Origin of the sequence: Streptomyces sp. NPDC094147, assembly GCF_044764265.1 — a bacterium.
Classification (GTDB): Bacteria; Actinomycetota; Actinomycetes; order Streptomycetales; family Streptomycetaceae; genus Streptomyces.
Genome location: NZ_JBIWHT010000010.1, coordinates 14,734 through 36,900 on the forward strand (window position 1 = coordinate 14,734; position 22,167 = coordinate 36,900).

At 72.5% G+C, this 22,167-nt stretch carries 20 protein-coding genes; 9 read left to right on the forward strand and 11 right to left on the reverse strand.

Annotated features, from left to right (window positions below; all coding sequences use genetic code 11):
* Window positions 1-329: 329 nt before the first annotated feature.
* Window positions 330-1,187, reverse strand: a complete 858-nt coding sequence (locus ACIQ8J_RS17185) for an acyl-CoA dehydrogenase family protein (protein ID WP_403272546.1) — start codon at window positions 1,185-1,187, stop codon at window positions 330-332.
* Entirely contained in the window at window positions 1,187-2,341 is a 1,155-nt protein-coding gene (locus ACIQ8J_RS17190; protein ID WP_403272545.1) for an acyl-CoA dehydrogenase, read from the reverse strand. Before ACIQ8J_RS17190 ends, ACIQ8J_RS17185 begins: the two co-directional genes overlap by 1 nt.
* Before the next feature lie 186 nt (window positions 2,342-2,527).
* Between ACIQ8J_RS17190 and ACIQ8J_RS17195 the strand changes: the two genes are divergently transcribed.
* Window positions 2,528-4,063 (forward strand): class I adenylate-forming enzyme family protein, encoded by a 1,536-nt coding sequence (locus ACIQ8J_RS17195; RefSeq protein WP_403272544.1) that lies wholly within the window; start codon window positions 2,528-2,530, stop codon window positions 4,061-4,063.
* Between the two features lie 37 nt (window positions 4,064-4,100).
* Window positions 4,101-5,045: a phosphatidylinositol-specific phospholipase C gene (locus ACIQ8J_RS17200; RefSeq protein ID WP_403272543.1), complete on the forward strand. Its 945-nt coding sequence runs from the start codon at window positions 4,101-4,103 to the stop codon at window positions 5,043-5,045.
* Window positions 5,046-5,057: 12 nt separating this feature from the next.
* Here ACIQ8J_RS17200 and ACIQ8J_RS17205 read toward each other — a convergent pair whose 3' ends face one another.
* Window positions 5,058-5,579 (reverse strand): EF-hand domain-containing protein, encoded by a 522-nt coding sequence (locus tag ACIQ8J_RS17205; RefSeq protein ID WP_403272542.1) that lies wholly within the window; start codon window positions 5,577-5,579, stop codon window positions 5,058-5,060.
* An 83-nt stretch (window positions 5,580-5,662) separates the two neighbouring features.
* Window positions 5,663-6,037 (reverse strand): STAS domain-containing protein, encoded by a 375-nt coding sequence (locus ACIQ8J_RS17210; RefSeq protein WP_403272541.1) that lies wholly within the window; start codon window positions 6,035-6,037, stop codon window positions 5,663-5,665.
* A gap of 210 nt (window positions 6,038-6,247) precedes the next feature.
* On the opposite strand from ACIQ8J_RS17210, the gene ACIQ8J_RS17215 reads away from it, so the two are divergent.
* Both ACIQ8J_RS17215 and ACIQ8J_RS17220 read left to right on the forward strand, forming a co-directional pair.
* On the forward strand, window positions 6,248-6,829 hold the full coding sequence (locus ACIQ8J_RS17215) for a sigma factor (RefSeq protein WP_403272540.1): 582 nt from the start codon (window positions 6,248-6,250) through the stop codon (window positions 6,827-6,829).
* Between the two features lie 116 nt (window positions 6,830-6,945).
* On the forward strand, window positions 6,946-8,241 hold the full coding sequence (locus ACIQ8J_RS17220) for a zf-HC2 domain-containing protein (protein ID WP_403272568.1): 1,296 nt from the start codon (window positions 6,946-6,948) through the stop codon (window positions 8,239-8,241).
* 33 nt (window positions 8,242-8,274) lie between these two features.
* Here ACIQ8J_RS17220 and purU read toward each other — a convergent pair whose 3' ends face one another.
* Together purU and ACIQ8J_RS17230 are read right to left on the reverse strand one after the other, a co-directional pair.
* Window positions 8,275-9,126, reverse strand: coding sequence for a formyltetrahydrofolate deformylase (gene purU, locus ACIQ8J_RS17225; RefSeq protein ID WP_403272539.1), 852 nt, complete (start codon window positions 9,124-9,126; stop codon window positions 8,275-8,277).
* A gap of 56 nt (window positions 9,127-9,182) precedes the next feature.
* Window positions 9,183-9,620, reverse strand: coding sequence for a hypothetical protein (locus ACIQ8J_RS17230; RefSeq protein ID WP_403272538.1), 438 nt, complete (start codon window positions 9,618-9,620; stop codon window positions 9,183-9,185).
* A gap of 182 nt (window positions 9,621-9,802) precedes the next feature.
* Here ACIQ8J_RS17230 and ACIQ8J_RS17235 point away from each other — a divergent pair, with 182 nt between their 5' ends.
* Window positions 9,803-11,164 carry an ABC transporter substrate-binding protein gene (locus ACIQ8J_RS17235; RefSeq protein ID WP_403272537.1) on the forward strand — a complete coding sequence of 454 codons (1,362 nt, stop codon included), beginning with the start codon at window positions 9,803-9,805 and terminating at the stop codon, window positions 11,162-11,164.
* Between the two features lie 25 nt (window positions 11,165-11,189).
* On the opposite strand, the gene ACIQ8J_RS17240 is transcribed toward ACIQ8J_RS17235, so the two are convergent.
* Both ACIQ8J_RS17240 and ACIQ8J_RS17245 read right to left on the reverse strand, forming a co-directional pair.
* Window positions 11,190-12,668: a hypothetical protein gene (locus ACIQ8J_RS17240; RefSeq protein WP_403607850.1), complete on the reverse strand. Its 1,479-nt coding sequence runs from the start codon at window positions 12,666-12,668 to the stop codon at window positions 11,190-11,192.
* Between the two features lie 122 nt (window positions 12,669-12,790).
* Window positions 12,791-14,173, reverse strand: a complete 1,383-nt coding sequence (locus ACIQ8J_RS17245) for a transcriptional regulator (protein ID WP_403272535.1) — start codon at window positions 14,171-14,173, stop codon at window positions 12,791-12,793.
* Between the two features lie 260 nt (window positions 14,174-14,433).
* Between ACIQ8J_RS17245 and ACIQ8J_RS17250 the strand changes: the two genes are divergently transcribed.
* From ACIQ8J_RS17250 to ACIQ8J_RS17260, 3 genes are all read left to right on the forward strand, one after another.
* Window positions 14,434-15,123 carry a bifunctional DNA primase/polymerase gene (locus ACIQ8J_RS17250; RefSeq protein WP_403272534.1) on the forward strand — a complete coding sequence of 230 codons (690 nt, stop codon included), beginning with the start codon at window positions 14,434-14,436 and terminating at the stop codon, window positions 15,121-15,123.
* Between the two features lie 74 nt (window positions 15,124-15,197).
* The gene (locus ACIQ8J_RS17255; protein WP_403272567.1) at window positions 15,198-16,022 is read left to right on the forward strand and encodes an ABC transporter ATP-binding protein; all 825 of its coding nucleotides are present in this window, start codon (window positions 15,198-15,200) and stop codon (window positions 16,020-16,022) included.
* A complete protein-coding gene (locus ACIQ8J_RS17260) occupies window positions 16,019-17,611 on the forward strand; it encodes a transporter (RefSeq protein WP_403272533.1) in 1,593 nt (530 codons plus the stop codon). The genes ACIQ8J_RS17255 and ACIQ8J_RS17260 overlap by 4 nt, the downstream gene beginning before the upstream one ends.
* A 9-nt stretch (window positions 17,612-17,620) precedes the next feature.
* Here the strand turns inward: ACIQ8J_RS17260 and ACIQ8J_RS17265 are convergent, their stop codons facing one another.
* Together ACIQ8J_RS17265 and ACIQ8J_RS17270 are read right to left on the reverse strand one after the other, a co-directional pair.
* On the reverse strand, window positions 17,621-18,484 hold the full coding sequence (locus ACIQ8J_RS17265) for an alpha/beta fold hydrolase (protein WP_403272532.1): 864 nt from the start codon (window positions 18,482-18,484) through the stop codon (window positions 17,621-17,623).
* Window positions 18,485-19,070: 586 nt separating this feature from the next.
* The gene (locus tag ACIQ8J_RS17270) at window positions 19,071-19,763 is read right to left on the reverse strand and encodes a metal-dependent transcriptional regulator (RefSeq protein ID WP_329464597.1); all 693 of its coding nucleotides are present in this window, start codon (window positions 19,761-19,763) and stop codon (window positions 19,071-19,073) included.
* A gap of 202 nt (window positions 19,764-19,965) precedes the next feature.
* Between ACIQ8J_RS17270 and ACIQ8J_RS17275 the strand changes: the two genes are divergently transcribed.
* The gene (locus tag ACIQ8J_RS17275; protein WP_403272531.1) at window positions 19,966-20,721 is read left to right on the forward strand and encodes an SIS domain-containing protein; all 756 of its coding nucleotides are present in this window, start codon (window positions 19,966-19,968) and stop codon (window positions 20,719-20,721) included.
* A 60-nt stretch (window positions 20,722-20,781) separates the two neighbouring features.
* Here the strand turns inward: ACIQ8J_RS17275 and ACIQ8J_RS17280 are convergent, their stop codons facing one another.
* The gene (locus ACIQ8J_RS17280; protein WP_403272530.1) at window positions 20,782-22,149 is read right to left on the reverse strand and encodes a PAS domain-containing protein; all 1,368 of its coding nucleotides are present in this window, start codon (window positions 22,147-22,149) and stop codon (window positions 20,782-20,784) included.
* Window positions 22,150-22,167: the final 18 nt, after the last annotated feature.

The window sequence follows — 22,167 nt, forward strand, 5'->3', positions numbered from 1 at the left end:
ATCGGGGTCACGGAACGTGATTCCCATACGAGACAGCATGGTTGACGTACAGTCACCGCAACAAGCGCTTCGGGCATATTCCAGCGCGAAGGAGTATGCGTAGTGCATACTGTGCGACGCACATTGCGGGGAGTCGAACGGGAGCGCGTACGACGCCTCCGTACGGGGCGAGCAGCGCGCGTTTCCGACCCCGGAGCCGCCGCACTGGCAACACCGGGACAGCCGCGCCACACCACCACTCGCATCCCACGGAGAGTACCGGAGACGGCCCCCGACTCCGGCGTGTGACGAGTGCGCCGGGCCGCCGATTGTCCACGCATCGTGACCGCTTACAGTGCGGAAGCCAGCGCCTCGGCCGCCTGCTCCGCCGACTGCCACTGCTCGGCCCGCACCCAGGCCCGCTTGAGGTGCAGATGCACATCGGCCTCCCAGGTGAACCCCATTCCGCCGTGCACCTGGAGGCAGTCGCGGGCGCCCCGCACGGCCGCCTCGTCGGCGAGCAGCTTGGCCCCGGCGATCTCGTCGGGGTCCTCGGTCACGGCCGCCGCGTACACCGCCGCCCGTGCCACCTCGGTCCGTACGAGCATCTCGGCGCAGAGGTGCTGCACGGCCTGGAAGGCGCCGACGGGCCGCCCGAACTGCTCACGCTGCTTGGCGTATTGGACGGCCAGCTCGGTGCTGCGGGCCGCGCCGCCCAGTTGTTCGGCGGCGGCGAGAAGGACCGCTTCGGGGGCGGCCGTACGGGTTCCGCGCGTCCGGTGCAGGGGGGTCAGCGGGTCCAGCGAGCGCATGGGTGCGGCTCCGTCGGCGTCTCCCTGTACGTGGTCGGCCTCCTCAAGCCAGGCGACGAGGCCGCCGTCGACGCGGGTCACCACCGCATCGCCGGTCGCCGCGCCCGCCACGGCGCCCGCCGCGAGGTGGGTCGCCACCAGCGGGCCCGGCAGCAGCGCCCGTCCCGCCTCCTCGAACACGAGCACCGCCTCGGGAAGGCCGAGCCCGACCCCGCCCTCGCTCTCGGGCAGCCGCAGCGCGAAGAACCCCGCGTCGCCGAGGGCGCGCCACAACGCCCGGTCGAGCACCGGCCGCTCCACGGCGGCCCGCAGCGCTTCCCGGTCGAACCGGGCGTCCAGCAGCTCGCGCATGCCCGCCTTCAACGCGCGCTGGTCCTCGGTGAGTTGGAAGTCCATCAGCGCCCCTTGGGGAGGCCGAGGATGCGCTCGGCGACGATGTTCCGCTGGATCTGCGAGGTGCCGGCGGCGATCGTGTACGAGAGGGACGAGAGCCGGTCCAGGGTCCACTCGCGGTCGAGGTCGAGCGAGTCGGGGCCGAGGATCCGGGCCGCCGTGTCGTACAGCTCCTGGCGGGCGTGCGAGTAGCGCAGCTTGAAGACGGACCCGCCGATGCCCGGGACCCCGCCGGTCCGCTCGGACTCGCTCACGTTCCACTGGGTCAGCCGCCAGAGCGCCGTGAACTCCGCGTTGAGGTGGCCGAGTCGGCGGCGTACGGCGGCGTCGTCCCAGCGTCCGTTCGCCTTCGCAACGGCCGCCAGTTCCGCGAGCGTCCTGCGGCAGGCGACCACCTCTCCCACGAAGGCGGTGCCGCGCTCGAAGGACAGGGTCACCATGGTGACCCGCCAGCCGTCGTTCTCCGCGCCGACCCGGTTGGCGACCGGCACCCGCACCTCGTCCAGGAACACCTCGGCGAACTCGGCCGTTCCGGCGAGGGTGCGCAGCGGGCGGACCGTGACGCCGGGCGCGTCCATCGGCAGGGCGAGCCAGCTGATGCCCCGGTGCTTCGGCGCGTCGGGACCGGTGCGCACCAACAGCTCGCACCAGTCGGCGACTTCGGCGTGCGAGGTCCATATCTTCGCGCCGGTGACGACGTACTCGTCGCCGTCGCGGACCGCCCTGGTGCGCAGCGAGGCGAGGTCGGAGCCCGCGTCCGGCTCGCTGAAGCCCTGGCACCAGATCTCGTCGCCGCGCAGCACGGGCGGCAGCCAGCGGGCCCGCTGTGCGGGGGTGCCCTCGGCGGCGATGGTGGGGCCCGCGTGCAGCAGGCCGACGAAGTTGGCGCCGACGTAGGGCGCGCCCGCCTTCTCGGTCTCCTCCAGGTAGATGAGGTGCTGGGTGGGCGTGGCACCCCGGCCCCCGGCCGCCTCGGGCCAGTGCAGTCCCGCGTACCCGGCGTCGTACAGCATCCGCTGCCAGGCGGTGTCGTACGCCCGTCGCGCCGGCCAGTCCAACGGGTCCGGTCTGGCGGGGAGTTCGGGCAGGGAGAGCGCCAGCCACTCCCGCAGCCCGGCCCGGAAGACCTCTTCCTCCTCGGTGTACGTCAGGTCCATCAGCGGGCCCGGTCGCGGGGTGCGCCGAGGCGGGTGACGCCTTCGAGCGGTTCGGTCATGAGGTCCGTCCCTCGGCTATCTGATGGCTCGTCAGATTCCCAGGCTAGCCGCGCGCCTCTGGACCAGCAAGGAGTGCGGGCTTACGCTCTTCGCCACATCTGACGGATCGTCAGTTAGGGAGTCGCCATGACCGGTACCGCACACGCGCTGGGTGCGTCGCGCACGCTCTGGGAGCTCGTCGAGCGCCGGGCCGCGCTCACCCCGGACCGCCCGGTCCTCCTCCAGGGCGACCGCACCCTCACCTTCGGCGGGCTCCGCGAGCGCTGCGAGCGGGTGGCGGCGGGCCTGTACGGCATGGGCGTTCGGGCCGGGAGCGTGGTCGCCTGGCAGCTGCCGACGCGCATCGAGACGGCCGTGCTGTCGTTCGCGCTGGCCCGGATCGGCGCGGTGCAGTCCCCCGTGATCCCGTTCTACCGGGACCGCGAGGTCGGCTTCGCGCTGCGCGCGTCCGAGGCGCAGTTCTTCGCGGTGCCGGGGGTGTGGCGCGGCTTCGACCACACCGCCATGGCGCGCAGGCTCGGCGCGCGGGGCGTTTTCGAGGCGTACGCCCAACTGCCTGACGGTGAGCCCGAGTTGCTGCCTCCTCCGCCCGGCGACGGCACCTGCGTACGGTGGATCTACTGGACCTCGGGCACCACGTCCGACCCCAAGGGCGTGCTGCACACCGACCGTTCGCTGATCGCGGGCGGCTCCTGCCTCGCGCACTCCCTGCACCTGTCGGCCGACGACGTGGGCTCCATGGCCTTCCCGTACGCCCACATAGCCGGGCCGGACTACACGGTGATGCTGCTGCTCTACGGCTTCCCCGCCGTGATGTTCGAGCACTTCGCGCTGCCCGAGGCGCTCGCGGAGTACCGGCGGCACGGTGTGACGGTGGCGGGCGGCTCGACCGCGTTCTACTCGATGTTCCTCGCCGAACAGCGCAAACAACCCGGCCGGAAGGTCATCCCCACGCTGCGGCTGCTCGCGGGCGGGGGCGCGCCGAAGCCGCCGGAGGTCTACCACGCGGTCGTACGGGAGATGGGCGTGCAGCTCACCCACGGGTACGGCATGACGGAGGTCCCGATGATCACCATGGGCGCCCCCGACGACACCGCCGAGAACCTGGCCACCACCGAGGGCCGCCCGCCGCCCGGCATGGAGATCCGCGTCACCGACGAGGCGGGCCGGCCGGTGGGGCCCGGCACCGACGGCGAAGTTCGGCTGCGCGGCGAGGCGGTGTGCCGGGGCTATCTCGACCCGGCGCAGTCGGCGGCCGTCTTCGACGCCGAGGGGTTCCTCGTCACCGGCGACGTGGGACACCTCAGGGAGTCCGGGCACCTCGTGCTCACCGGCCGGATCAAGGACGTCATCATCCGCAAGGGAGAGAACATCTCCGCCAAGGAGATCGAGGACCTGCTGCACACCCATCCGGGGGTGGGCGACGCCGCGGTGATCGGGCTTGCGGACCCCGAACGCGGCGAGCTCGTGTGCGCGGTGGTCGAACAGCCCCTGGGGGCACCGGAGTTGACGCTGTCCGATGTCACCGCGTATCTGCGCGAACAGGGCCTGTCGGTGCACAAGTTGCCCGAGCGCCTGGAGGTGGTGGAGGCGCTGCCGAGGAACGAGACACTGCGGAAGGTACTGAAATACAAGTTGCGGGAGCGGTTCGGCGGGGCATGACCCCAGCGCCCTGCCACTCCCCCACGAGGACGGACCGATGGAACTCAGCCGCAGACACCTCATACTCGGCGCCGCCGCGCTCTCCACCACCGCGCTGCTGCCGAACGCCGCGCACGCCGCCGTGCGGACCCGCGCGAGCGCGGACCCGGCCGACTGGATGGCCTCGCTGCCCGACAGCCGCTCGCTGCTGCGCATGACCATCCCCGGCACCCACGACTCCTGCTGCACCGACCCGCTCAACGGCACCGAGTGGTCGCACACCCAGAACTGGGGCCTGACCCAGCAGTTGCAGGAGGGCATCCGCTTCTTCGACATCCGCGCCAACGGGCTCCAGGGCCACCTGAACGACGCGTTCGGGATCTACCACGGCGCCTTCTACCAGGGCATGACGTTCGGCGATGTGCTCATCCAGAGCGCGGCCTTCCTGGACAGCCACCCGGGCGAGGTGCTGCTGATGCGGCTCAAGAAGGAGAACGGCACCAGCAACGACGTCGGCGCCGGATTCAAGGACGTCCTCAACGTCTACCTCGACCAGAAGGGCTGGCGGTCCCGGTTCTGGCTGGCCGACCGGGTGCCCACGCTCGGCGAGGCGCGCGGGAAGATCGTGCTCATCGCGCAGTTCGACAACGACTGGCCGGTCCTGCAATGGCCCGGCGGCGACAACGACTTCCTGTCCAACCAGTACATCCGGCTCCAGGACGTCTACCAGGGCCTGGCCTGGCCGTCGAAGAAGACCGCCAAGGTCACCCAGCAGTTCGACAACGCGTACAACGACCAGAACTCGGCCCAGCTCTACATCAACTTCACCAGCTACGCGGGCGGCGGCTGGCCCAAGGTCAACGCGGACGCGATCATGCCCGGCGTGCAGAGCTATCTGAACGCGCGCCTCGGCCAGCAGACCCATCTGGGCGTCGTCCCGATGGACTTCCCCGACTTCCACTCGGACACGCTGCGCACGCTGATCGACTGGAACTGGCACTGACGTCCCGCCCGGTCAGGACAGGGTCGTGAAGTAGGCGGCGAAGGCGGCCACCGCGTCCGGTTCGGTGATGCGGCCGTCGCCGTCCCCGTCCAGGGCCGCGGCCACGGCCGCCGCGACCTTGGGCGACACCCCGAACGCCCGCAGCGCACGCTCGGCGTCGGCCACGGACACCGTGCCGACGCCGGCCGTGTCGGCCACCGCGAACGCGGCGTGCAGGAACGGCCGGGCGAGCTCGGTGAACCCGCTCGTGCGGTCGTGCAGCCGTTTCAGCGCTCCGCCCCCGAACTCCCGCCGCGTCACCCGCTGGTCGCCGTCCACGTCCGCGATCCCGGCCAGGCCCTGCCACAGCTCCTCCGCGCCGCCGTACAGCGCCTGCCCCTTGTCGCAGCGGGCGGTGGTGCCGAACTCGGCGAGCAGGGCGGCCGCCGCCGTCGAGAAGTCCTCGCGGTCGATCCAGCCGTTGCCGTCCTGGTCGAAGGAGGCGAAGCGGGCGGCGACCCTGCGCTCGTACACGGCACTTTCGGGACTGTCCATACTGTCCATCCCCGGAGCGTACGACCCGGGGCGGCCGCATGAAGGGGATACGGGCACCCGGGGCGTCGTCGCCGGGTCACGCCTTACGCGGAGAGCGGCTCGGCCAGGTCGTCGGCGGCGGAGCCGACATCGCCGTACACCTCGAAGAGGCGGCGCACCCCGAGGGCGGCGAGGACCTTGTTCACGTGGGAGCCGTCCGGGGCGCCGCGCGCGGGCAGGATCAGCCGCAGCCTCCCTTGGCAGGAGCGCATCAGACGGCGGGCCGCGATCAGCACGCCCACGCCCATGGAGTCGCAGAACACCACCCCGGAAAGGTCCAGGACCAGATCGTGGCGGCCCTCGGCGACCACGGCGTGCACCTGCTTGCGCAGCCTCGGCGCGGTCACCAGGTCCAGTTCGCCGTGCACCCGCAGCACGGTCCACGTGCCCCGCACGACCTCGTTCACCATCAGCGTCACGCCGCCGGCCCCTCTCTGTGCTGCCCGGCCCCCTCCGTGCGCGGCTGCCCCGACGCGCTCCCGCGAAACCCGGCCTTTACCATCACCTGGCGTTGCGGGGGCGTACTTAGCGCAAACCAACCTGCATTGTCAGCCCGTCGCATTACATTCGTAGATACACAAGGACGGGCGCACAGGGGCACAGCGGGGAACGACAGGGTTGGGGAGCCTATGCCGAAGGACGCACCACCTCGGTGGGACCGCCGGATGCAGCAGCGGCTCGCGCGCGGGGAGGCGGCCGCTCTCGGCGAGTTCTACGACCGGTTCGCCTCGCTGGTGCACAGCCTCGCCCACTGTGTGCTCGGCGACGAGGACGCGGCGGACCAGATCACCCGCGAGGTCATCGGCTACGTGTGGGAGAACCCGGACGCCTACGACCCCAAGCAGGGCTCGATGCGCTCCTGGGTCGCCAAGCTCACCCAGTGCCAGGCCGTCCAGCGGCTCCGCCAGTCCGAGGCGTCCTCGTACGAGGAGAACGGCGGGGGCTCCACCGAGGAACTGGAGCAGAAGGTGCGGCGGGCCTCGGTGGCGGCCCGCGCCGACTACATCGTGACGTCGATGCCCGCGCCGCTGCGCGCCGCCCTCGAACTGGCCTATTTCCAGCGACGCGACTACCGGCAGGCCGCCGCCGACCTGAGCATCACCGAGGACGAGGCGCGCCGGCGCCTGCGGCTCGGCCTGCAACTGCTGTCCACGGCCACCATCCGGCCGCCGGAAGGAGCCGCGCCGCCCGGATACGGTCGGGCCCTGTGAACGGCCCCCTGGAGCAGGGCGAACCCGCCCCGGACGACGACAACACCCCGCGCATACCGGCACCCCGGGCGGCGGGCGACGACCTGGCGAGCGGCGGCCGCCGGGGCGGCTCCGGCATGTTCGTGCCCGGACCGCGCGAGGGTAACCGTTTCCCCGAGCCGGACGCGGATGCGGAGAGGGATACGGATCCGCGGGCAGTGGCAGATGACCCCGAGCCGGAGTCGGATCCGGAGCCGGAGGAGCCTGCTGCCGAGGTCCCGGCACCGGAGCAGCCCGCCGCCAAGGGCCCCCTCCCCGGCTCCGGCCCGCCCTCGCACACCGTGCTGAAGTCGCTGCTCGGGGCCTGGGCGCTGGCCGCGTGCTCCGCCGAGGAGACCGATGCCGTCGAGGCGCACCTCACCGAGTGCGCGCCCTGCGCCGAGGAGGCGCTGCGGCTGCGGGACGCGGTGGGGCTGCTGCAGGCCGAGCGCAGCCTCGATCTGGACCCGCTGCTGCGCTCCCGGGTCCTGGAGAACTGCCTGGGCCGGCGCCCGGCCCGCATCCCGGTGCCGCTGTGGGCGGCCCCGTACGACGCGGAGACGGCCCGGCTGGACGCGCTGCTCAATGACTTCGGGGACGCCGAGTGGCACGCGCCGGTCCGCCTGAAGTGGTTCGAGCAGGAGCGGCAGGTCGGCCGGCGCACGACGGTCGCCGGGGTCATCGGACACCTGATGGCCGTCGACGCGCTGGTCGCGACCGCCCTCGGTCTGGAAGACCCGGTGCCGCTCGACCCCGAGGATGCGGCGGCCGGACCCACCGCACGCACCGAGGCGCTGTGGCGGACCGGTCCGTACCCGCTGACCCGCACGGTCCGCGAACCCTGGCGCGACCAGTCCCACGCGCTGCTGCGCACGGTCTCGTTCGCGGGCCGCGGAGTGGCCGAACTGGCCGTACCCTACGGGGAGTTCGCGCTGCCGCTCCAGGACGCGATGCTCGACCGGGCCTTCGAGTGCTGGATCCACGCGGGCGACATCACGGAGGCGGTGGACTATCCGTACGACCCGCCGTCCGGGGCGCATCTGCACCGGATGATCGACCTGGCCGCGCGGATCCTGCCCGCCGCCCTGGCCGACCGCCGCCGGGCCGGGCTCGCCGCGCCCGCGCGGGGCCTGGTCGCCGCGGGCTCCCCGGGCCGTTCCCTGCGCCTGGAGATCGAGGGGGTGGGCGGCGGCGACTGGCACATCGCGCTCGACTCCCCGGCCGCCGTCGCCTCTCCCGAGCACGAGGTGGCCCATGTGGCCCTGGACGGCGTCGAGTTCTGCAAACTGGCCGCGGGCCACGTGCCGCCGCACGAGGCGGCGGTGGGCCAGCTCGGCGACCGGGAGGCGATCAGAGACGTACTGTTCGCGGCGGCGTCACTGAGCCGGATGTAGTGGCGGGGGGGCTGGGATTTCAGCCGGCCCGCACTACGCGAACACGACCGTCCGGCGCCCGTTCAGCAGAATGCGGTGCTCGGCATGCCACTTGACCGCCCGCGCCAGCGCCTGGCACTCGACGTCCCGGCCGATCGCGACGAGCTGCTCCGGCGTGACCTCGTGCCCGACGCGCTCGACCTCCTGCTCGATGATCGGCCCCTCGTCGAGGTCGGCCGTCACGTAGTGCGCGGTCGCGCCGATGAGCTTCACACCGCGGGCGTGCGCCTGGTGGTACGGCTTGGCGCCCTTGAAGCTCGGCAGGAACGAGTGGTGGATGTTGATGATCCGCCCGCTGAGCTGCTTGCACAGGTCGTCGGAGAGCACCTGCATGTACCGCGCGAGCACCACCAGCTCGACCCGCTCCTCTCGCACCAGGTCGAGCAGCCGCGCCTCGGCGGCCGCCTTCGTGTCCTTGGTGACCGGAATGTGATGGAAGGGCACGCCGTAGGAGGCGACGAGCTCGGCGAAGTCGGTGTGGTTGGAGACGACCGCGGCGATCTCCACCGGCAGCGCGCCGATCTTGGAGCGGAACAGCAGGTCGTTCAGGCAGTGCCCGAACTTCGACACCATGAGGACGATCCGCATCCGCTCCTCGGGGCGGTGGATCTGCCAGTCCATCTGGAAGGAGTCGCCGACGGCCGCGAAGCTGGCGCGCAGCTTCTCGATGGTCACCGGGGCCTCGGCCGAGAAGTGGACCCGCATGAAGAAGAGACCGGTGTCGCGGTCGCCGAACTGCTGACTGTCCTCGATGTTGCAGCCCGTGATGTACAGGTAGCTCGACACGGCATGCACGATGCCCTGTTTGTCCGGACAGGAGAGCGTGAGGACGTACTGGTCGGTCATCCAGGCAGGATGCCACAACCGGACACCCCCGCAGCCCCCCGCCCAGAATCCGGACCTCAGGCCGAGCGGGTCAGGATCCTCAGCACTTCGAGGGAGCGCGGCGGAGCGTCGGGGTCCTCGCCGTCACCCTGCGCGAGCCGTACGTGCGCCTCACGCGCCGCCTGTACGGCCTCGGGCCAGGCGGGGTGGGCGAGATAGGCGGAGACCGGGGCGTCGGCGCCGACCTGGTGCATGATGCGCAGCACCCGCAGCACCGCGAGGTCGACGAGCGCGGCCTCGCCGGAGTCCCGGAAGATCGTGCCGACGTACTTCTCGGCGGACCAGCTGTCCAGCCAGGTGTCCTCGACCAGCCGGTACACGGCGTCGGTGACGTCTCCGAACCCCTCGCGCCCGGCCAGCCAGGTCTCCTCATGGAAGACCGGGTCGGAGAGCATGTGCAGCGCGGACCGTACGTTCGTACGCCAGCGCCACCACGGCATGTCATTCAACGGCATGCCGCCCATGGTGGAGGAGCGACGGCCGCGACGGGAAGAGCCTGCTGTACCTTGCTGCACGTTTTCGATCGTACGTTCCCCTCGCCCGCCGCCCGACCGGGCCCCGCAATTCACCTGTACGTCACCGTGCGTTGACGTTTGCTCACTTCCCCGTTACCCGCGGGGCGGAAGTGTGTGGGCACATGACCGGTAACGGATGGCAGCGTCCTCGGGATTCTCGGCGCTCGACCCGGCTCCACCGCTCGTTCGGCACGAAGGCCACCGTGTTCGCCACGTGTTCGGCGGTGGGCGCCGGCCTCCTGACCGGTTGCGGTGTGCTTCCTGGAGTCGCGGGGGGCTCCAGGGAGCCCATCACCGTCATGACGTGGGCCCCCGACGGCACCGGGGCCACCAACGCCCCCGGCATGCCCGCCATGGCCAAGGCGTTCGCCCGCTGGGCCAACGCCAACGGCGGCATAGGCGGCCACGAGCTGAACGTCATCACCTGCAACGAGTACAACACCGCGACCGGCGCGTCGGACTGCGCACACCGCGCGGTGAAGGAGAAGGCGGTCGCCGTCGTCGGCTCGTACAGCCAGTACGGCAGCGCCTTCATGGCCCCGCTGGAAGCGGCCGGCATCCCCTATCTCGGCGGCTACGGCATCTCCGACCAGGAGTTCACCAGCGCGCTGTCCTATCCCGTCAACGGCGGCCAGGCGGCGCTGATCGCGGGCAGCGGCCGGCAGCTGGCGCCCGACTGCGAACTGGTGTCGCTGGTGCGCCCCGACACCATCTCCGGCGACATCCTGCCGGACCTGCTCGACGCCGGGCTCGTCGCCGCCCACCGCAAGCCCGCCACCGACATCCGTACGGCCGACGACGCCAGCGACTACACCGCGCAGGCCCAGCGCGCGCTCACCGAGGCCGGGGCGGATCCGGCGCTGGCGGTCCGGCTCGGCCGGAAGGCGGCCGCGGAGAAGGCGCAGAAGGGCTGTGTGACGGCCGTGCTCGGCGACCGCACGGAAACGTTCTTCGACTCCTTCAGGCGGGTGGAGAGCGACGACCAGAAGGTGCGGGTGGCCTCCGTCATCGGCTCGGTGGGCCAGCCGCTGATCGACCGCACCGGCGGCAAGGACGGGCCCTTCGAGGGGGCGTACGTCACCGGCTGGTACCCGGAGGCCGACGATCCGCGCTGGGATCCGATGAAGAAGGTCATCAGCCAACAGGCCTTCGGGGACGACTCGATCGACGCGGCGGACGCGGGGGTGCAGACCACCTGGATCGCGTACACGGTCCTGAAGAAGGCCGTCGAATCCCTCGGCCAGGACAGCGTCCGCGCCCCCGATCTCGTCCGCGCGCTCAACACGGGCGTCAGCGTGGACACCGGCGGCCTCACCCCGGACCTGCGCTGGCGCTTCGAGGACATGCTGGCCGCCCCGGACTTCCCGCGCATCGTCAACCGCCAGGTGACGTTCCAGGTCGTACGCGACGGCCGGCTCGTCTCCCTGCGGAAGGGCTTCACGGATGTGAGCGCGACGCTGGAGGACACGGCCGCCAACGGCTAGCCGGACACCCCCCGGGCGCGGGCCCTCAGAGCTGGGTGGCGCCGCGCTTGGTGAGGTTGTACTTCGTGGCGATGCCGTTCCAGATGCCCGAGGCCTCCTGCTTGGCCTTGGTGGCGTCACCGCTCGCCTTGTCGCCCTGGCCCGCGTCCTTGTTGCGCTTGGCGTGGCCGTCCTTGCAGTTCTTGCCCTTGTCGCCGGCCACCGCGTCGGCCCACGCCGCGTAGTGGTCGTCGGCGGCGGCCGAGGCCTGCCAGGCCTTGGTGAGGTCACCGGACAGCTTGTCGTGGTCCGGCAGCTTGTCGAGCGAGAGCTGGCCGAGCCGGGTCACCAGGTCGCCGCGCTGCTTGGCGGCGCCGCGCAGTGCCGCGGCCGCCTGGTCGAGCTTGTCGCAGGCGCGGATCTCGGCGACCGCGCCGATCACCGCGTCCCGGCTGCTGCCGCTGTCGGCGAGCACCTTGTCGAGGGCCTCGGCCTGCGCCTTGGCGGGGTCCGCGGCTCCGTCCTTGGCGCCGCCGCCGTCGCCGGCGGCGGGCGAACTGACGCCCGCGGGCTGCTGATCGGCCTTCTTGGAGCCGCTGTCGCCGCCGCCGCTCAGCAGCGCGCCCGCGCCGAGCCCGATCACCGCGCAGCCGACGACGACGGCCGCGATCAGACCGACCGGCGACTTGCGCCGGGGCGCCTCGGGCTCGTACCCGGACTGCTGCCCGGCGGGCTCCTGGAAGGCGGGTGCCGCCGCGAACTGCGGCTGCGGCTGGAACTGCTGCGCCGGGGCCTGCGGCGGCTTGTAGGGCGCCTGCTGCTGCGGCCGGTTCAGCGGTACGGACGGCTGGAAGCGGGGCAACTGCTGGGTCTCGCCGCCCGGTTGCGGCGGACCGTCCGCCCGGAAGAGGCTGTCGAACTCGGCGGGGGGCTGCCGGTCACCCGGCGCGCCCGGCCGTATCCCGTACGGGGCGTCCTGCGGCGCCGGGGGCACCGGCGGCAGGACCTGGGTCGGATCGGCGCCGACGGGGCCCGGTCCGCCGAGGAACCGGGCCGCCTCACCGGCGTTCTCCGGCGGCAGCGCCCCGGGCCCGCCGGCCACCGGAGCGATGAACTGGGTCGCCTCGGCATCGCCGCCACCGGCCCGCACGGGAGCGAGGTACTGCGTGGCCTCGCTGCCCTGGCCGCCCGGTATAGGAGCTATGTACTGCGTGGCCTCGCTGCCCGAGATCCCCGGGCCGCCCGGCACCGGGGCGATGAACTGGGTCGCCTCCGCGTCCCGGCCCGCGTTCTCGGGCGGCAGGGGCCGGCCGAAGGTCTGCGGTCCCTGCGGCTGCGCGGCGGGGGGCGGCTGGGAGGCCTGGCCCTGGGGGCCCCACGGGCGGTCCCAGGGCTGGGCCCCAGGAGGCGCGGGCAGCGGCTCCCCGGCGCGCGGGCCGCTTCCGTCGGCGGGCAGCACGACACCCTCGTGCGCGGGCCGCACAGCCGGATGCTGCGGCTCGTCACCCTGTCGGCTCTGCGTCACCGGAACTCCTGTACGTGGACCTCGTGGACCTTCTCAATCGTCGGTTCACGCTACCGGGTCCCCCCACGCCCTTGCCAAGCCCTCCCTCACCTCGGTCCCGGGCCGGGTTCAGCCGCAGGTCCTCAGGCCGCCTGGGCCTCCATGCGCTCGCCGAACTCCCGCACCGCGGGCTCGTTCCCGTACGGCTCCAGGCGCTCCTGGAGGTCGTCCAGGTAGTCCGCGCCCCGGTTGGAGCGCACGGTGGACAGCAGCTCCACCGCCCGGGTGCCCGTCGCGCACGCCTCCTCGACCTCGCGCTGCTGGACCTGCGCGGTGGCGAGCAGGATGAGGCCGATGGCGCGCCGCCTGGCCCGCGTCTCGGGATGTCCGGCCAGCGACTCCTCGGCCCGCCGGGCGGCGGCCTCCGGCTGGCCCAAGTCCCGGTGGCAGTGGGCGAGTTCGTCCGCGAGGTAGGCGTGGTCGAAGTGCGCGATCCACGCCGGGTCGTCGCCGGAGCCGTCCGCCGCCGCGTCCATCGCGGTGAGCGCCCGGCCCGCCACCGCCTGGCAGGTCCGCGCGTCGCCGAGCAGCGCGTGCCCGCGCGCCTCGGCCGCGTAGAACATCGCCTCGGCCCGCGGGGTGACCCGGCCGCGCGCTCCCTCCTGCGCGGCCCGCGCCAGCTGGGCGATCTCGCGCGGGTTGCCGAGCTGGGCGGCGAGGTGGCTCATGGACGCGGCCAGGACATATCCCCCGTATCCCCGGTCGTCGGCGGCCTGGGCTAGCCGCAGCGCCTGGATGTAGTAGCGCTGGGCGAGGCCGGGCTGGCCGGTGTCGACGGCCATGTACCCGGCGAGTTCGGTGAGCCGGGCCACCGCCGCGAACAACTGCCGCCCCACGGACTCCCGGTAGGACCCGGCGAGCAGCCCGGACACCACGCTGTTGAGGTAGTGGACGACGACCGGCCGCACGTGCCCCGCCCCGAACCGGTGGTCCAGCTGCACGAGGGCGTCGGTCATGGCGCGTACGGCCTCGACGTCGGCCGCGCCGACCCGCTGCCCCGCGCTGCGCGCGACCTGGCTGTCGGCGCCGGTGATCAGCCAGTCCCGGCTCGGCTCGACCAGCGCCGAGGCCGCCACGGTGGAGCCGGACAGGAAGTCGCGGCGCCCCACGTCGCTGCGCCACAGCTCGCAGACCTGCTCGATCGCGCCGAGCACGGTGGGCGAGAACTGGAGGCCCACCCCCGTCGCGAGGTTCTTGCCGTTGGCCATGCCGATCTCGTCGATGGTGACCGTACGGCCCAGCTTGCGGCCCAGCGCTTCGGCGATGATGCCCGGCGCCCGGCCCCTGGGCTGCTGCCCGCGCAGCCACCTCGCCACCGACGTCTTGTCGTAGCGGAGGTCGAGGCCCCGCTCCGCGCCGACCATGTTCACCCGCCGGGCGAGCCCGGCGTTGGAACATCCGGCTTCCTGGATGAGCGCCTGCAGCCGTTCATTGGGCTGGCGGGCGACTAGAGGCCTGGCTGCCATGAGAACCCCCTGAGGCGGCAGTTGATCACTACGGTGATCACTGCCCTGCGAATATGCAGAGAAACGAGGAGAATCCGGAAAATGGCGCCATTGCCAGCATTCCCGTGAGCTTCCCCGGCATATGGCTACCCTGCCGCCGACACGCAGCCGCACGCGCGCCCCCGTCCATGCACCCATGCGCCCCATATGCAGGACCGATACCGCTGATCCCGCGCTTCCCGCGCCCGTAACCCTCGGTGGTGGCGGGAGTTGAGTCCGTCGTGGAAGAAACCATCACAGGCACCGGCACGGGTACGGAATCCCCCCTGATCCCCAAGCAGCGCGGCGAACAGCTCCTGGACAGCGCCGTACGGTACGCGGAGGAACGGCACTGGGACGTGTTCCCCGGCACCTCCCTGGAGGCGGACGAGGGTGTCGAGCGCTGCTCGTGCGGTGACACCGCGTGCCCGAAACCGGGTGCGCACCCGGCCCGGCCGGACTGGGCGACCCAGGCCACCGGAAGCGCGGTCGCCGCGCGCCGCCTGTGGTCGAAGCAGCCCCGGGCCTCGATCCTGCTTCCCACCGGGCGTACCTTCGACGCCATCGACGTACCGGAGTCGGCCGGGTTCCTGGCGCTCGCCCGCATGGAGCGCATGGAGCTGACGCTCGGCCCGGTCACCTGCACGCCCGACCGCCGGATGCTGTTCTTCGTGCTGCCGGGCGCGGGCGCCAAAGTCCCGGATCTGGTACGCAAGTTGGGGTGGACGCCCGCCGCGATCGACCTGGTCACTCGGGGCGAGGGCGACTACGTGGCGGCGCCCCCGACCCGGGTCGGGGGGCACGGGGCGGTGCAGTGGGCGCGCCGCCCCACCCCCGCGAACCGCTGGCTGCCGGACGCCGAGGAGCTGATCTGCCCCCTCGCCTACGCCTGCGGCCGCGAGGCCGCGGCGGCCAGAGCCCGCCGCCCCTAGGCCCTGGCGCGAGTGCCACCCCCGGCTCCTATGGTGTCCAGGTAAGCACCATCACGGGGATGAGAGGCACCACCATGCCGGACCAGGCATTCGAAGGAACGGCGGACACCGCGGGCGGGGCGCGTACGGCGGCGCCCGCCGTACGCGTTCAGGGGCTGTGGAAACGCTTCGGTGAGCAGATCGCGGTCGCGGGGATCGATCTGGAGCTGCCCGCGGGCAAGTTCATCGGTCTTGTCGGCCCGAACGGCGCGGGCAAGACCACCACGCTGTCCATGGTGACGGGGCTGCTCAGGCCCGATCAGGGCACGGTGGAGGTGGCCGGTCACGACGTGTGGCGCGATCCGGTCGCCGTGAAGTCCCGCATCGGGGTGCTGCCCGAGGGCCTGCGCCTGTTCGAGCGGCTCTCGGGCCGTGAACTCCTCGCATACTCCGGCCGGTTGCGCGGGCTGCCCGGCGCCGAGGTCGACAAGCGGGCCGCCCAGCTCCTGGACGTACTCGACCTCGCGGGCGCCCAGCACAAGCTGGTGGTCGACTACTCGACCGGCATGCGCAAGAAGATCGGCCTGGCCTCGGCCCTGCTGCACAACCCCGAAGTCCTGTTCCTGGACGAGCCGTTCGAGGGCGTCGACCCGGTGTCCGCGCAGACCATCCGCGGCGTCCTGGAGCGCTACACCGCCTCCGGCGCCACCGTCGTCTTCTCCAGCCACGTCATGGAGCTGGTCGAGTCGCTGTGCGACTGGGTCGCCGTGATGGCCGCGGGCCGCATCCGCGCCCAGGGCACCCTGGCCGAGGTGCGCGGCAGCGCCACCTCGTTGCAGGACGCCTTCCTCGAACTCGTCGGCGCGAACGGCCGCGACGCGGGCGACTCGCTGGACTGGCTGGGCGGCGGTACCCGATGAGCACCTCCGCCCTCGCCCCGGTCTTCGTACGCCTGAAACTGTCGCTGCTCAGGAACGGACTGCGGCAGTCCGGTGGCCGCCGGGCCGCCTACATCACCTCGGCGGTCCTGGCCCTGCTCTTCGCGGCGCTGCAACTGCTCGGCCTGATCGCGCTGCGCGGCAACGCGCACGCGGGCACCGTGACCGTGCTGGTCGTGGCGCTGATGGCGGCCGGCTGGACGGTGATGCCGCTGTTCTTCCCGAGCGGCGACGAGACCCTCGACCCGACCCGGCTCGTCATGCTGCCGCTGCGACCGCGCCCGCTGGTCGGCGCGCTGCTCGCGGCCTCCCTGGTGGGGATCGGGCCGCTGTTCACGCTCTGCCTCGTCCTCGGTTCGGCGATCGCGGTCGCGCACGGGGCCGGCGCGGCCCTGACGGCGGTCCTCGCCGTGCCGCTCGCGCTGCTCGTGTGCCTCGCGCTCGCGCGCGCCGTCGCGGCCGCCAACACCCGGCTGCTCACCTCGCGCAAGGGCCGCGACCTCGCGGTGCTGAGCGGTCTGGTGATCGCGGTGGGGTTCCAGTTCGTGAACTTCGGCGCCCAGCGGCTCGGCAACTCCGGCGGGCTCTCCGCCCTCGACCCGGTCGCGAACGTGGTGCGCTGGCTGCCGCCGGCCGCCGCGATCGGCGCGGTCGACTCGGTGGGCGCGGGCGCGTACGGCCGCGCGGTCGCCCAACTCCTGCTCACCGTGGGCGCGTTGGGACTTCTCGTGTACGCCTGGGAGCGCTCGCTGGTGAAGCTGATGACCACGCCGGACGGATCGACGCTCGCCGCGTCCGACGCCTCCCGCAAGGAGTCCTCGGGCAAGGGGCTCACCGGACTGCTCCCCGAGGGCCGCACCGGCACCGTCATGCTGCGTACGCTGCGCTACGCCTGGCGGGATCCCAAGACCAAGGCGGCGTGGATCACTTCGCTCGCCATCGGTCTGATCGTGCCGGTCTTCAACGCCCTCCAGGGCCACGGCACCGTCTACTTCGCGTGCTTCGCGACGGGCATGCTCGGCATGCAGATGTACAACCAGTTCGGGCAGGACACCTCGGCGTTCTGGATGGTGCTGCTGACCATCTCCTCGACCCGGGACGCCTATCTGGAGCTGCGCGCCCGTGCGTTCGCGCTGCTGCTCGTGACGCTTCCGTACACGCTGCTCGTGGCCGTGGTGACGGCCGGCATGCTGGGCGACTGGCCGAAGCTGCCCGAGGTCCTGGGGCTCGCGCTGGCCCTGCTCGGCGCGATGCTGGCGACGGGTTCGGTGGCGTCTGCGACGCTGGCGTACTCGATTCCGCAGGACAGCCGCAAGAACGTGGCGCCTGGGCAGGGCGGCATCGCGTTCCTGTCGATCCTGGGCGGGATGGCGGCGAGCGCGGTGCTGTGCGCCCCGCTGATCGCGCTGGCCGTCTGGCTGCACGTGTCCGGGAACCACGACGCGCTGTGGCTGCTGCTGCCGCTGGGCGCGGCGTACGGGGCGCTCATCAGCTGGGCGGGACTGAAGGTGGCTGCGCCGCGCGCGGCGGCCCGGCTGCCGGAGATCCTGACGGCGGTCAGCACGGGGTGAGCGGCGCTCTCATGGCGTGAGCACCCCGTCGAGGAACGGCTCGATCGCGTTGCGCCAGCCGTTCGGCTGGTCGTAGTGGACGAGGTGGCCGGCGTCGGCCACCTCCGCGTACTGGCCGCGCGGCAGGACCCGGACCATCTCCTGGGACTCCGCGCGGCCCAGCTCGCCGTCCAGACCCCGCACCACGAGGGCGGGGCAGTCGACCTGGGCGAGCTCCTCCCAGTGCGCGTCGTACACCCAGGTCTCGCGGGAGGTCAGCATCTGGCGGCGGGAGAACACCGGGCGCCAGCCGTCGGCGCGCTCGGCCATCACCTCGGCGAAGAACTCGCCCCGGGCGGGGCTGGGCCGCTCCACCCACGGGTCGTCCTCGCCGAACCACTTGCGTACGTCGGCGAGCGTCGCGAACGGCACCGGCCAGGACTTGAACCAGTCCTCCCACTCGCGCTGGGAGGCCGCGCCGAGCGCCGAGGCCCGCATGTCGCAGATGACGAGCGCGCGGACCAGATCGGGGCGTTTGGCGGCGAGCTGCCAGGCGGTGAGGGCGCCCATCGAGTGGCCGATGAGGGTGACGGGGGCCAGGCCCAGCTGTTCGACGGCGGCCTCGGCGTCGGCCACGTAGGCCTCGCGGGTGTACGGGCCGTCGGCGGGCTTGTCGCTGCGGCCGTGGCCGCGCTGGTCGATGGCGACCGGCCGGTGCTTCTCGGCGAGCCAGCGGGCCGTGGAGGCCCAGTGCGAGGCCCGGCCCATCAGCCCGTGGAGAAGTAAGACCCCTGGAGCCCCCTCGGTCTCCGCGCGGGCCTTGGGCTGCTCCGCGAACTCCCAGGCGGCGAGGCGAACCCCGCCGGTCCCTGTCACATCGATGCGCCGCACCATGTGTTCCGGCACCCCCTTCAGCCCCCGACAGCTCCCGAGTGGTCAGTTCCCGGCAGAGTATCGAACCCCTATTCGAAAACTCGCGTCTCTCGCGCAACACCCCTCGTTCGAGTGACCACGCTCAAGGATTGACGCCCTGCGCCGAGGGGAGATCTTCTCCGGGAGGCGGGCCGCTCGGGGAAGACGGTCCGCGGGGGTCGACCCTGGGAGCTCGGGGCTCCGGGTCGACACCGGGGAGGACAGGCCCCGGCGCCGGGAGGCGCCGGGGCCCTGGTCTTTCCGAAGCGGGCGGGCGGCCGAGGACGCAGGGGCAGGCCGGGGCGTCGAAGGTGGTGCGAGTGGTCCGAACGGCCTCATGCCGCCGCCCCCTCCCCTGCCAGTGCGCCTCTCGGGTCATAAGCCTCAAGCCACAGCCTCGCACGCGATCCGCCCGGCCGCTGCCATTCCACCCGGAAACCGGCCTTCCCCGCAACCTTCTCCACACCCTTCGCCAACCACCCTCAACTGCCTTGACAGGAAAGGGCGATGACGGTCCGTTACGAGACGGTGCGGAGCGGGCGAGGGGGCCGGAAGGGGCTCGGACGGATCAGCGCTTGGCGACGAAGACGTGCGAGGCGACGTCCGCGCCGAGCTCGGCGGCCTCGCCGCTGCTGCCCACCAGGACCCCGCCCGGCGACTGCGTCACGCTCACCACGGAGCCGGGCTGCACGCCCGCCCGTCGCAGCGTGTACATCAGCTGGGCGTCGGTCTGGATCGGCTCGCCGATCCGGCGCACGACGACCGTCTTGCCCTCGGGGCCCGGGTCGAGCTCGCCCAGGCTGATGATGCCGTCCTCCAGGAAGGCGTCCGCCTCGGCCTTCTCGCCCAGCTCCTCCAGACCCGGGATCGGGTTTCCGTACGGAGACTCGGTCGGGTGGCGGAGCAGCTCCAGGACGCGGCGCTCGACCGCCTCGCTCATCACGTGCTCCCAGCGGCAGGCCTCCGCGTGCACCTGCTCCCACTCCAGGCCGATGACGTCGACGAGCAGGCACTCCGCGAGGCGGTGCTTGCGCATGACGCGGGTGGCGAGGCGGCGCCCCTCGTCGGTCAGCTCCAGGTGGCGGTCGCCCGCGACCTGCACCAGACCGTCGCGCTCCATGCGCGCCACCGTCTGGCTCACCGTCGGTCCGCTCTGGTCCAGGCGCTCGGCGATGCGGGCGCGCATGGGGACCACGCCCTCCTCCTCAAGCTCGAGGATGGTGCGGAGATACATCTCCGTGGTGTCGATCAGTCCGGACATTCGTGCCCCTCGATGCTCTGACAGAAAACGTCGTGCCGCTGGCCCTGACTCAATACTGACGCATGCCACTGACAACCGTCCCGCGGCGGCCGGGTCGCATCTTGACCCGGTGCCATCCGGAGCCGTATTGACAGGGGAAAGGTCCAGACCGCACCGTGAGCGGCGCACGGTCGTTACCCCACCCCGGAAAGGGTCCTCGGCGATGAGCGAGAGCAAGCTGGCCGGTCAGTTCTTCGACGCCGCGATCGGGCTTCTCCAGCGGGTACGGGACGAGGAGTCGCTCAGCATCGCGGCCGCCGGGGCCGTGATCGCCGACACCGTCCAGGCGGGCGGCCGGCTCTTCGCCTTCGGCGCCGGGCACTCCTCGCTGGCCGCCCAGGACGTGGTCTACCGGGCCGGCGGGTTCGCCCTGATGAACCTGCTCGCGGTGCCCGGGGTGGTCGGCGTCGACGTCATGCCCGCCACGCTCGGCTCCGCCCTGGAGCGGGTCGACGGCCTCGCGGGGGCGGTCCTCGACTCCAGCCCCGCCAGGCCCGGCGACGTACTCGTGATCATCTCGCTGTCCGGGCGCAACGCGCTGCCCGTGGAGATGGCGATGAACGCGCGGGCGCTCGGGCTCAAGGTCATCGGGGTCACCTCGGTGGCGTACGCCGAGAGCATGAAATCCCGGCACGTCTCGGGCACGTTCCTGCGCGACCACTGCGATGTCGTGCTCGACAGCAAGATCGCGGTGGGCGACGCGGAGCTGACCCACGAGGACATCGAGGCGCCCTTCGCACCCGCGTCCACGGTGGTCACCAGCGCGCTGATGCAGGCGACGATGGCCGCCGCCGTCGAGGCGCTGGTGGCCCGTGGCATCGAGCCGCCGCTGCTCCGTTCGGGGAACGTGGACGGGGGCCATGAGTGGAATGGGCGGGTCATGAGTGAGTACCGGGACCGGATCTTTTTCCGGCACTGAGCACGGGGCCGGCGCTGATGCCGAGGTACCGGGGCTCCGCCCCAGACCCCGCTGCTCGAACTAGCTGTTGTCCAGCACCCGCGCCAGATCCACCGCCGCCGCCACCCGTACCGCCACGCTCTCCGCGTACGCCGCGTCCGGGCGTTCGAAGGCCGGGCGGGATGCGCCGCGCAGGAAGGTGAGGACTCCCAGGGTTCGGCCGCGGCTGCGCAGGACCGTGCACAGGGCGTGCGCCGCGTCCGGCGGCCACTGGCGTTCCGCCGCCCAGGTTCCCCCCGCCGTGGCCGCGCTGTCCCGTACGGAACCGGTCCGGTCCACCGCCTGAAGCGCCGGGTGGCCCGGCGGATAGCGCACCGGGATGCCGCCGCCCGCCACCGCCGCGACCGGGCCGGGCGCGCCGGCCGGGGTGGCCGCGGCCCGTACCAGGCGCTCCCCGGCGAGCAGGTCCACCAGCGCGTGGTCGGCGAAACCGGCCAGCGCGAAGTCCAGGTGGCAGTTGGCCGCCTCCATCGGGTCCTCGCACTCGGCGGCGGTCCGCGAGGCGCGGTAGAGCTGGTTGGAGCGAAACCGGAGCCGGTCCGCGTCCTGCTCGGCGAGCTTGGCGTCGGTCACGTCCTGGAAGAGCCAGCCGACCCCGAGCGGAACCGGTTCCTCCGCGAGCGGCGAGGACAGCCGCAGGAAGCCGCTGCGCCAGCAGCGCCGCCGCTCGCCCTCCGCGGTGCGCAGCGTCACCCACAGCTCGGCGGGGCTGCTCGGCGCCCCTTCGGCGAGTACGTGGTGGAGCGCGCCCTCTAGCTCCTCGACGCCCTGGACGATCAGCTCGCCGAGCGGGCGGCCGAGCAGGGTCGCCCGGCCGGTGCCGAGCGCGCGGGCCGCGTAGGAGTTGACGACGGTGGGCCGCAGGTCCACGTCGACCAGGACCACCCCCCAGGAGCCGTCCTCGAACAGGGCCTCGCTCAGCGCGATGGACCGCTCCAGGTCGATCTGCGCGTGCACCTCGCCGAACGCGCAGTACACCCCGGCCGCGGCGCCGTCGGCACCCCGCACGCCCGCCGACTGCGTTCGGACCAGGACGCGGCTGCCGTCCTTGCGCAGCAGGGCGAACTCGTGCACCTGGCGGCCCGGCGCGTCCATCACCGCCATCAGCCGCCCCCGTACCTCCTCGGCGTCGGCGGCCCGTGCCGCCCAGCCCGCGAACCCCCGCCGCCCGACGGCCTCTTCGGCCGGCCAGCCGAGGATCCGCTCGGCCTCGCGGTTCCAGTGGGTGACCACGCCGTCCGCGTCGAACGCGCACAGCGCGGCGTCCATTCCGTCGAGCAGCGCGGCGAGGAGGTCCCCGCCGGGTTCCGGCACGGCCGTGCCCGTGGGCCCGGTGCCGGACCCGTCCGGAACCGGAGCACTGGCGGTCTCACTCCGGGAAGCACTCATCCTGGCACCCCCTGCAGG

What these genes read in the sequence shown, in the direction of transcription:
- ACIQ8J_RS17185 (WP_403272546.1), bottom strand. Translation starts at nt 1,187, where the DNA reads ATGGACTTCCAACTCACCGAGGACCAGCGCGCGTTGAAGGCGGGCATG.
- ACIQ8J_RS17205 (WP_403272542.1), bottom strand. Translation starts at nt 5,579, where the DNA reads ATGGACAGTCCCGAAAGTGCCGTGTACGAGCGCAGGGTCGCCGCCCGC.
- ACIQ8J_RS17260 (WP_403272533.1), top strand. Translation starts at nt 16,019, where the DNA reads ATGAGCACCTCCGCCCTCGCCCCGGTCTTCGTACGCCTGAAACTGTCG.
- ACIQ8J_RS17230 (WP_403272538.1), bottom strand. Translation starts at nt 9,620, where the DNA reads ATGCCGTTGAATGACATGCCGTGGTGGCGCTGGCGTACGAACGTACGG.
- ACIQ8J_RS17220 (WP_403272568.1), top strand. Translation starts at nt 6,946, where the DNA reads ATGTTCGTGCCCGGACCGCGCGAGGGTAACCGTTTCCCCGAGCCGGAC.
- ACIQ8J_RS17190 (WP_403272545.1), bottom strand. Translation starts at nt 2,341, where the DNA reads ATGGACCTGACGTACACCGAGGAGGAAGAGGTCTTCCGGGCCGGGCTG.
- ACIQ8J_RS17275 (WP_403272531.1), top strand. Translation starts at nt 19,966, where the DNA reads ATGAGCGAGAGCAAGCTGGCCGGTCAGTTCTTCGACGCCGCGATCGGG.
- purU (WP_403272539.1), bottom strand. Translation starts at nt 9,126, where the DNA reads ATGACCGACCAGTACGTCCTCACGCTCTCCTGTCCGGACAAACAGGGC.
- ACIQ8J_RS17245 (WP_403272535.1), bottom strand. Translation starts at nt 14,173, where the DNA reads ATGGCAGCCAGGCCTCTAGTCGCCCGCCAGCCCAATGAACGGCTGCAG.
- ACIQ8J_RS17280 (WP_403272530.1), bottom strand. Translation starts at nt 22,149, where the DNA reads ATGAGTGCTTCCCGGAGTGAGACCGCCAGTGCTCCGGTTCCGGACGGG.
- ACIQ8J_RS17270 (WP_329464597.1), bottom strand. Translation starts at nt 19,763, where the DNA reads ATGTCCGGACTGATCGACACCACGGAGATGTATCTCCGCACCATCCTC.
- ACIQ8J_RS17195 (WP_403272544.1), top strand. Translation starts at nt 2,528, where the DNA reads ATGACCGGTACCGCACACGCGCTGGGTGCGTCGCGCACGCTCTGGGAG.
- ACIQ8J_RS17265 (WP_403272532.1), bottom strand. Translation starts at nt 18,484, where the DNA reads ATGGTGCGGCGCATCGATGTGACAGGGACCGGCGGGGTTCGCCTCGCC.
- ACIQ8J_RS17200 (WP_403272543.1), top strand. Translation starts at nt 4,101, where the DNA reads ATGGAACTCAGCCGCAGACACCTCATACTCGGCGCCGCCGCGCTCTCC.
- ACIQ8J_RS17235 (WP_403272537.1), top strand. Translation starts at nt 9,803, where the DNA reads ATGACCGGTAACGGATGGCAGCGTCCTCGGGATTCTCGGCGCTCGACC.
- ACIQ8J_RS17255 (WP_403272567.1), top strand. Translation starts at nt 15,198, where the DNA reads ATGCCGGACCAGGCATTCGAAGGAACGGCGGACACCGCGGGCGGGGCG.
- ACIQ8J_RS17215 (WP_403272540.1), top strand. Translation starts at nt 6,248, where the DNA reads ATGCCGAAGGACGCACCACCTCGGTGGGACCGCCGGATGCAGCAGCGG.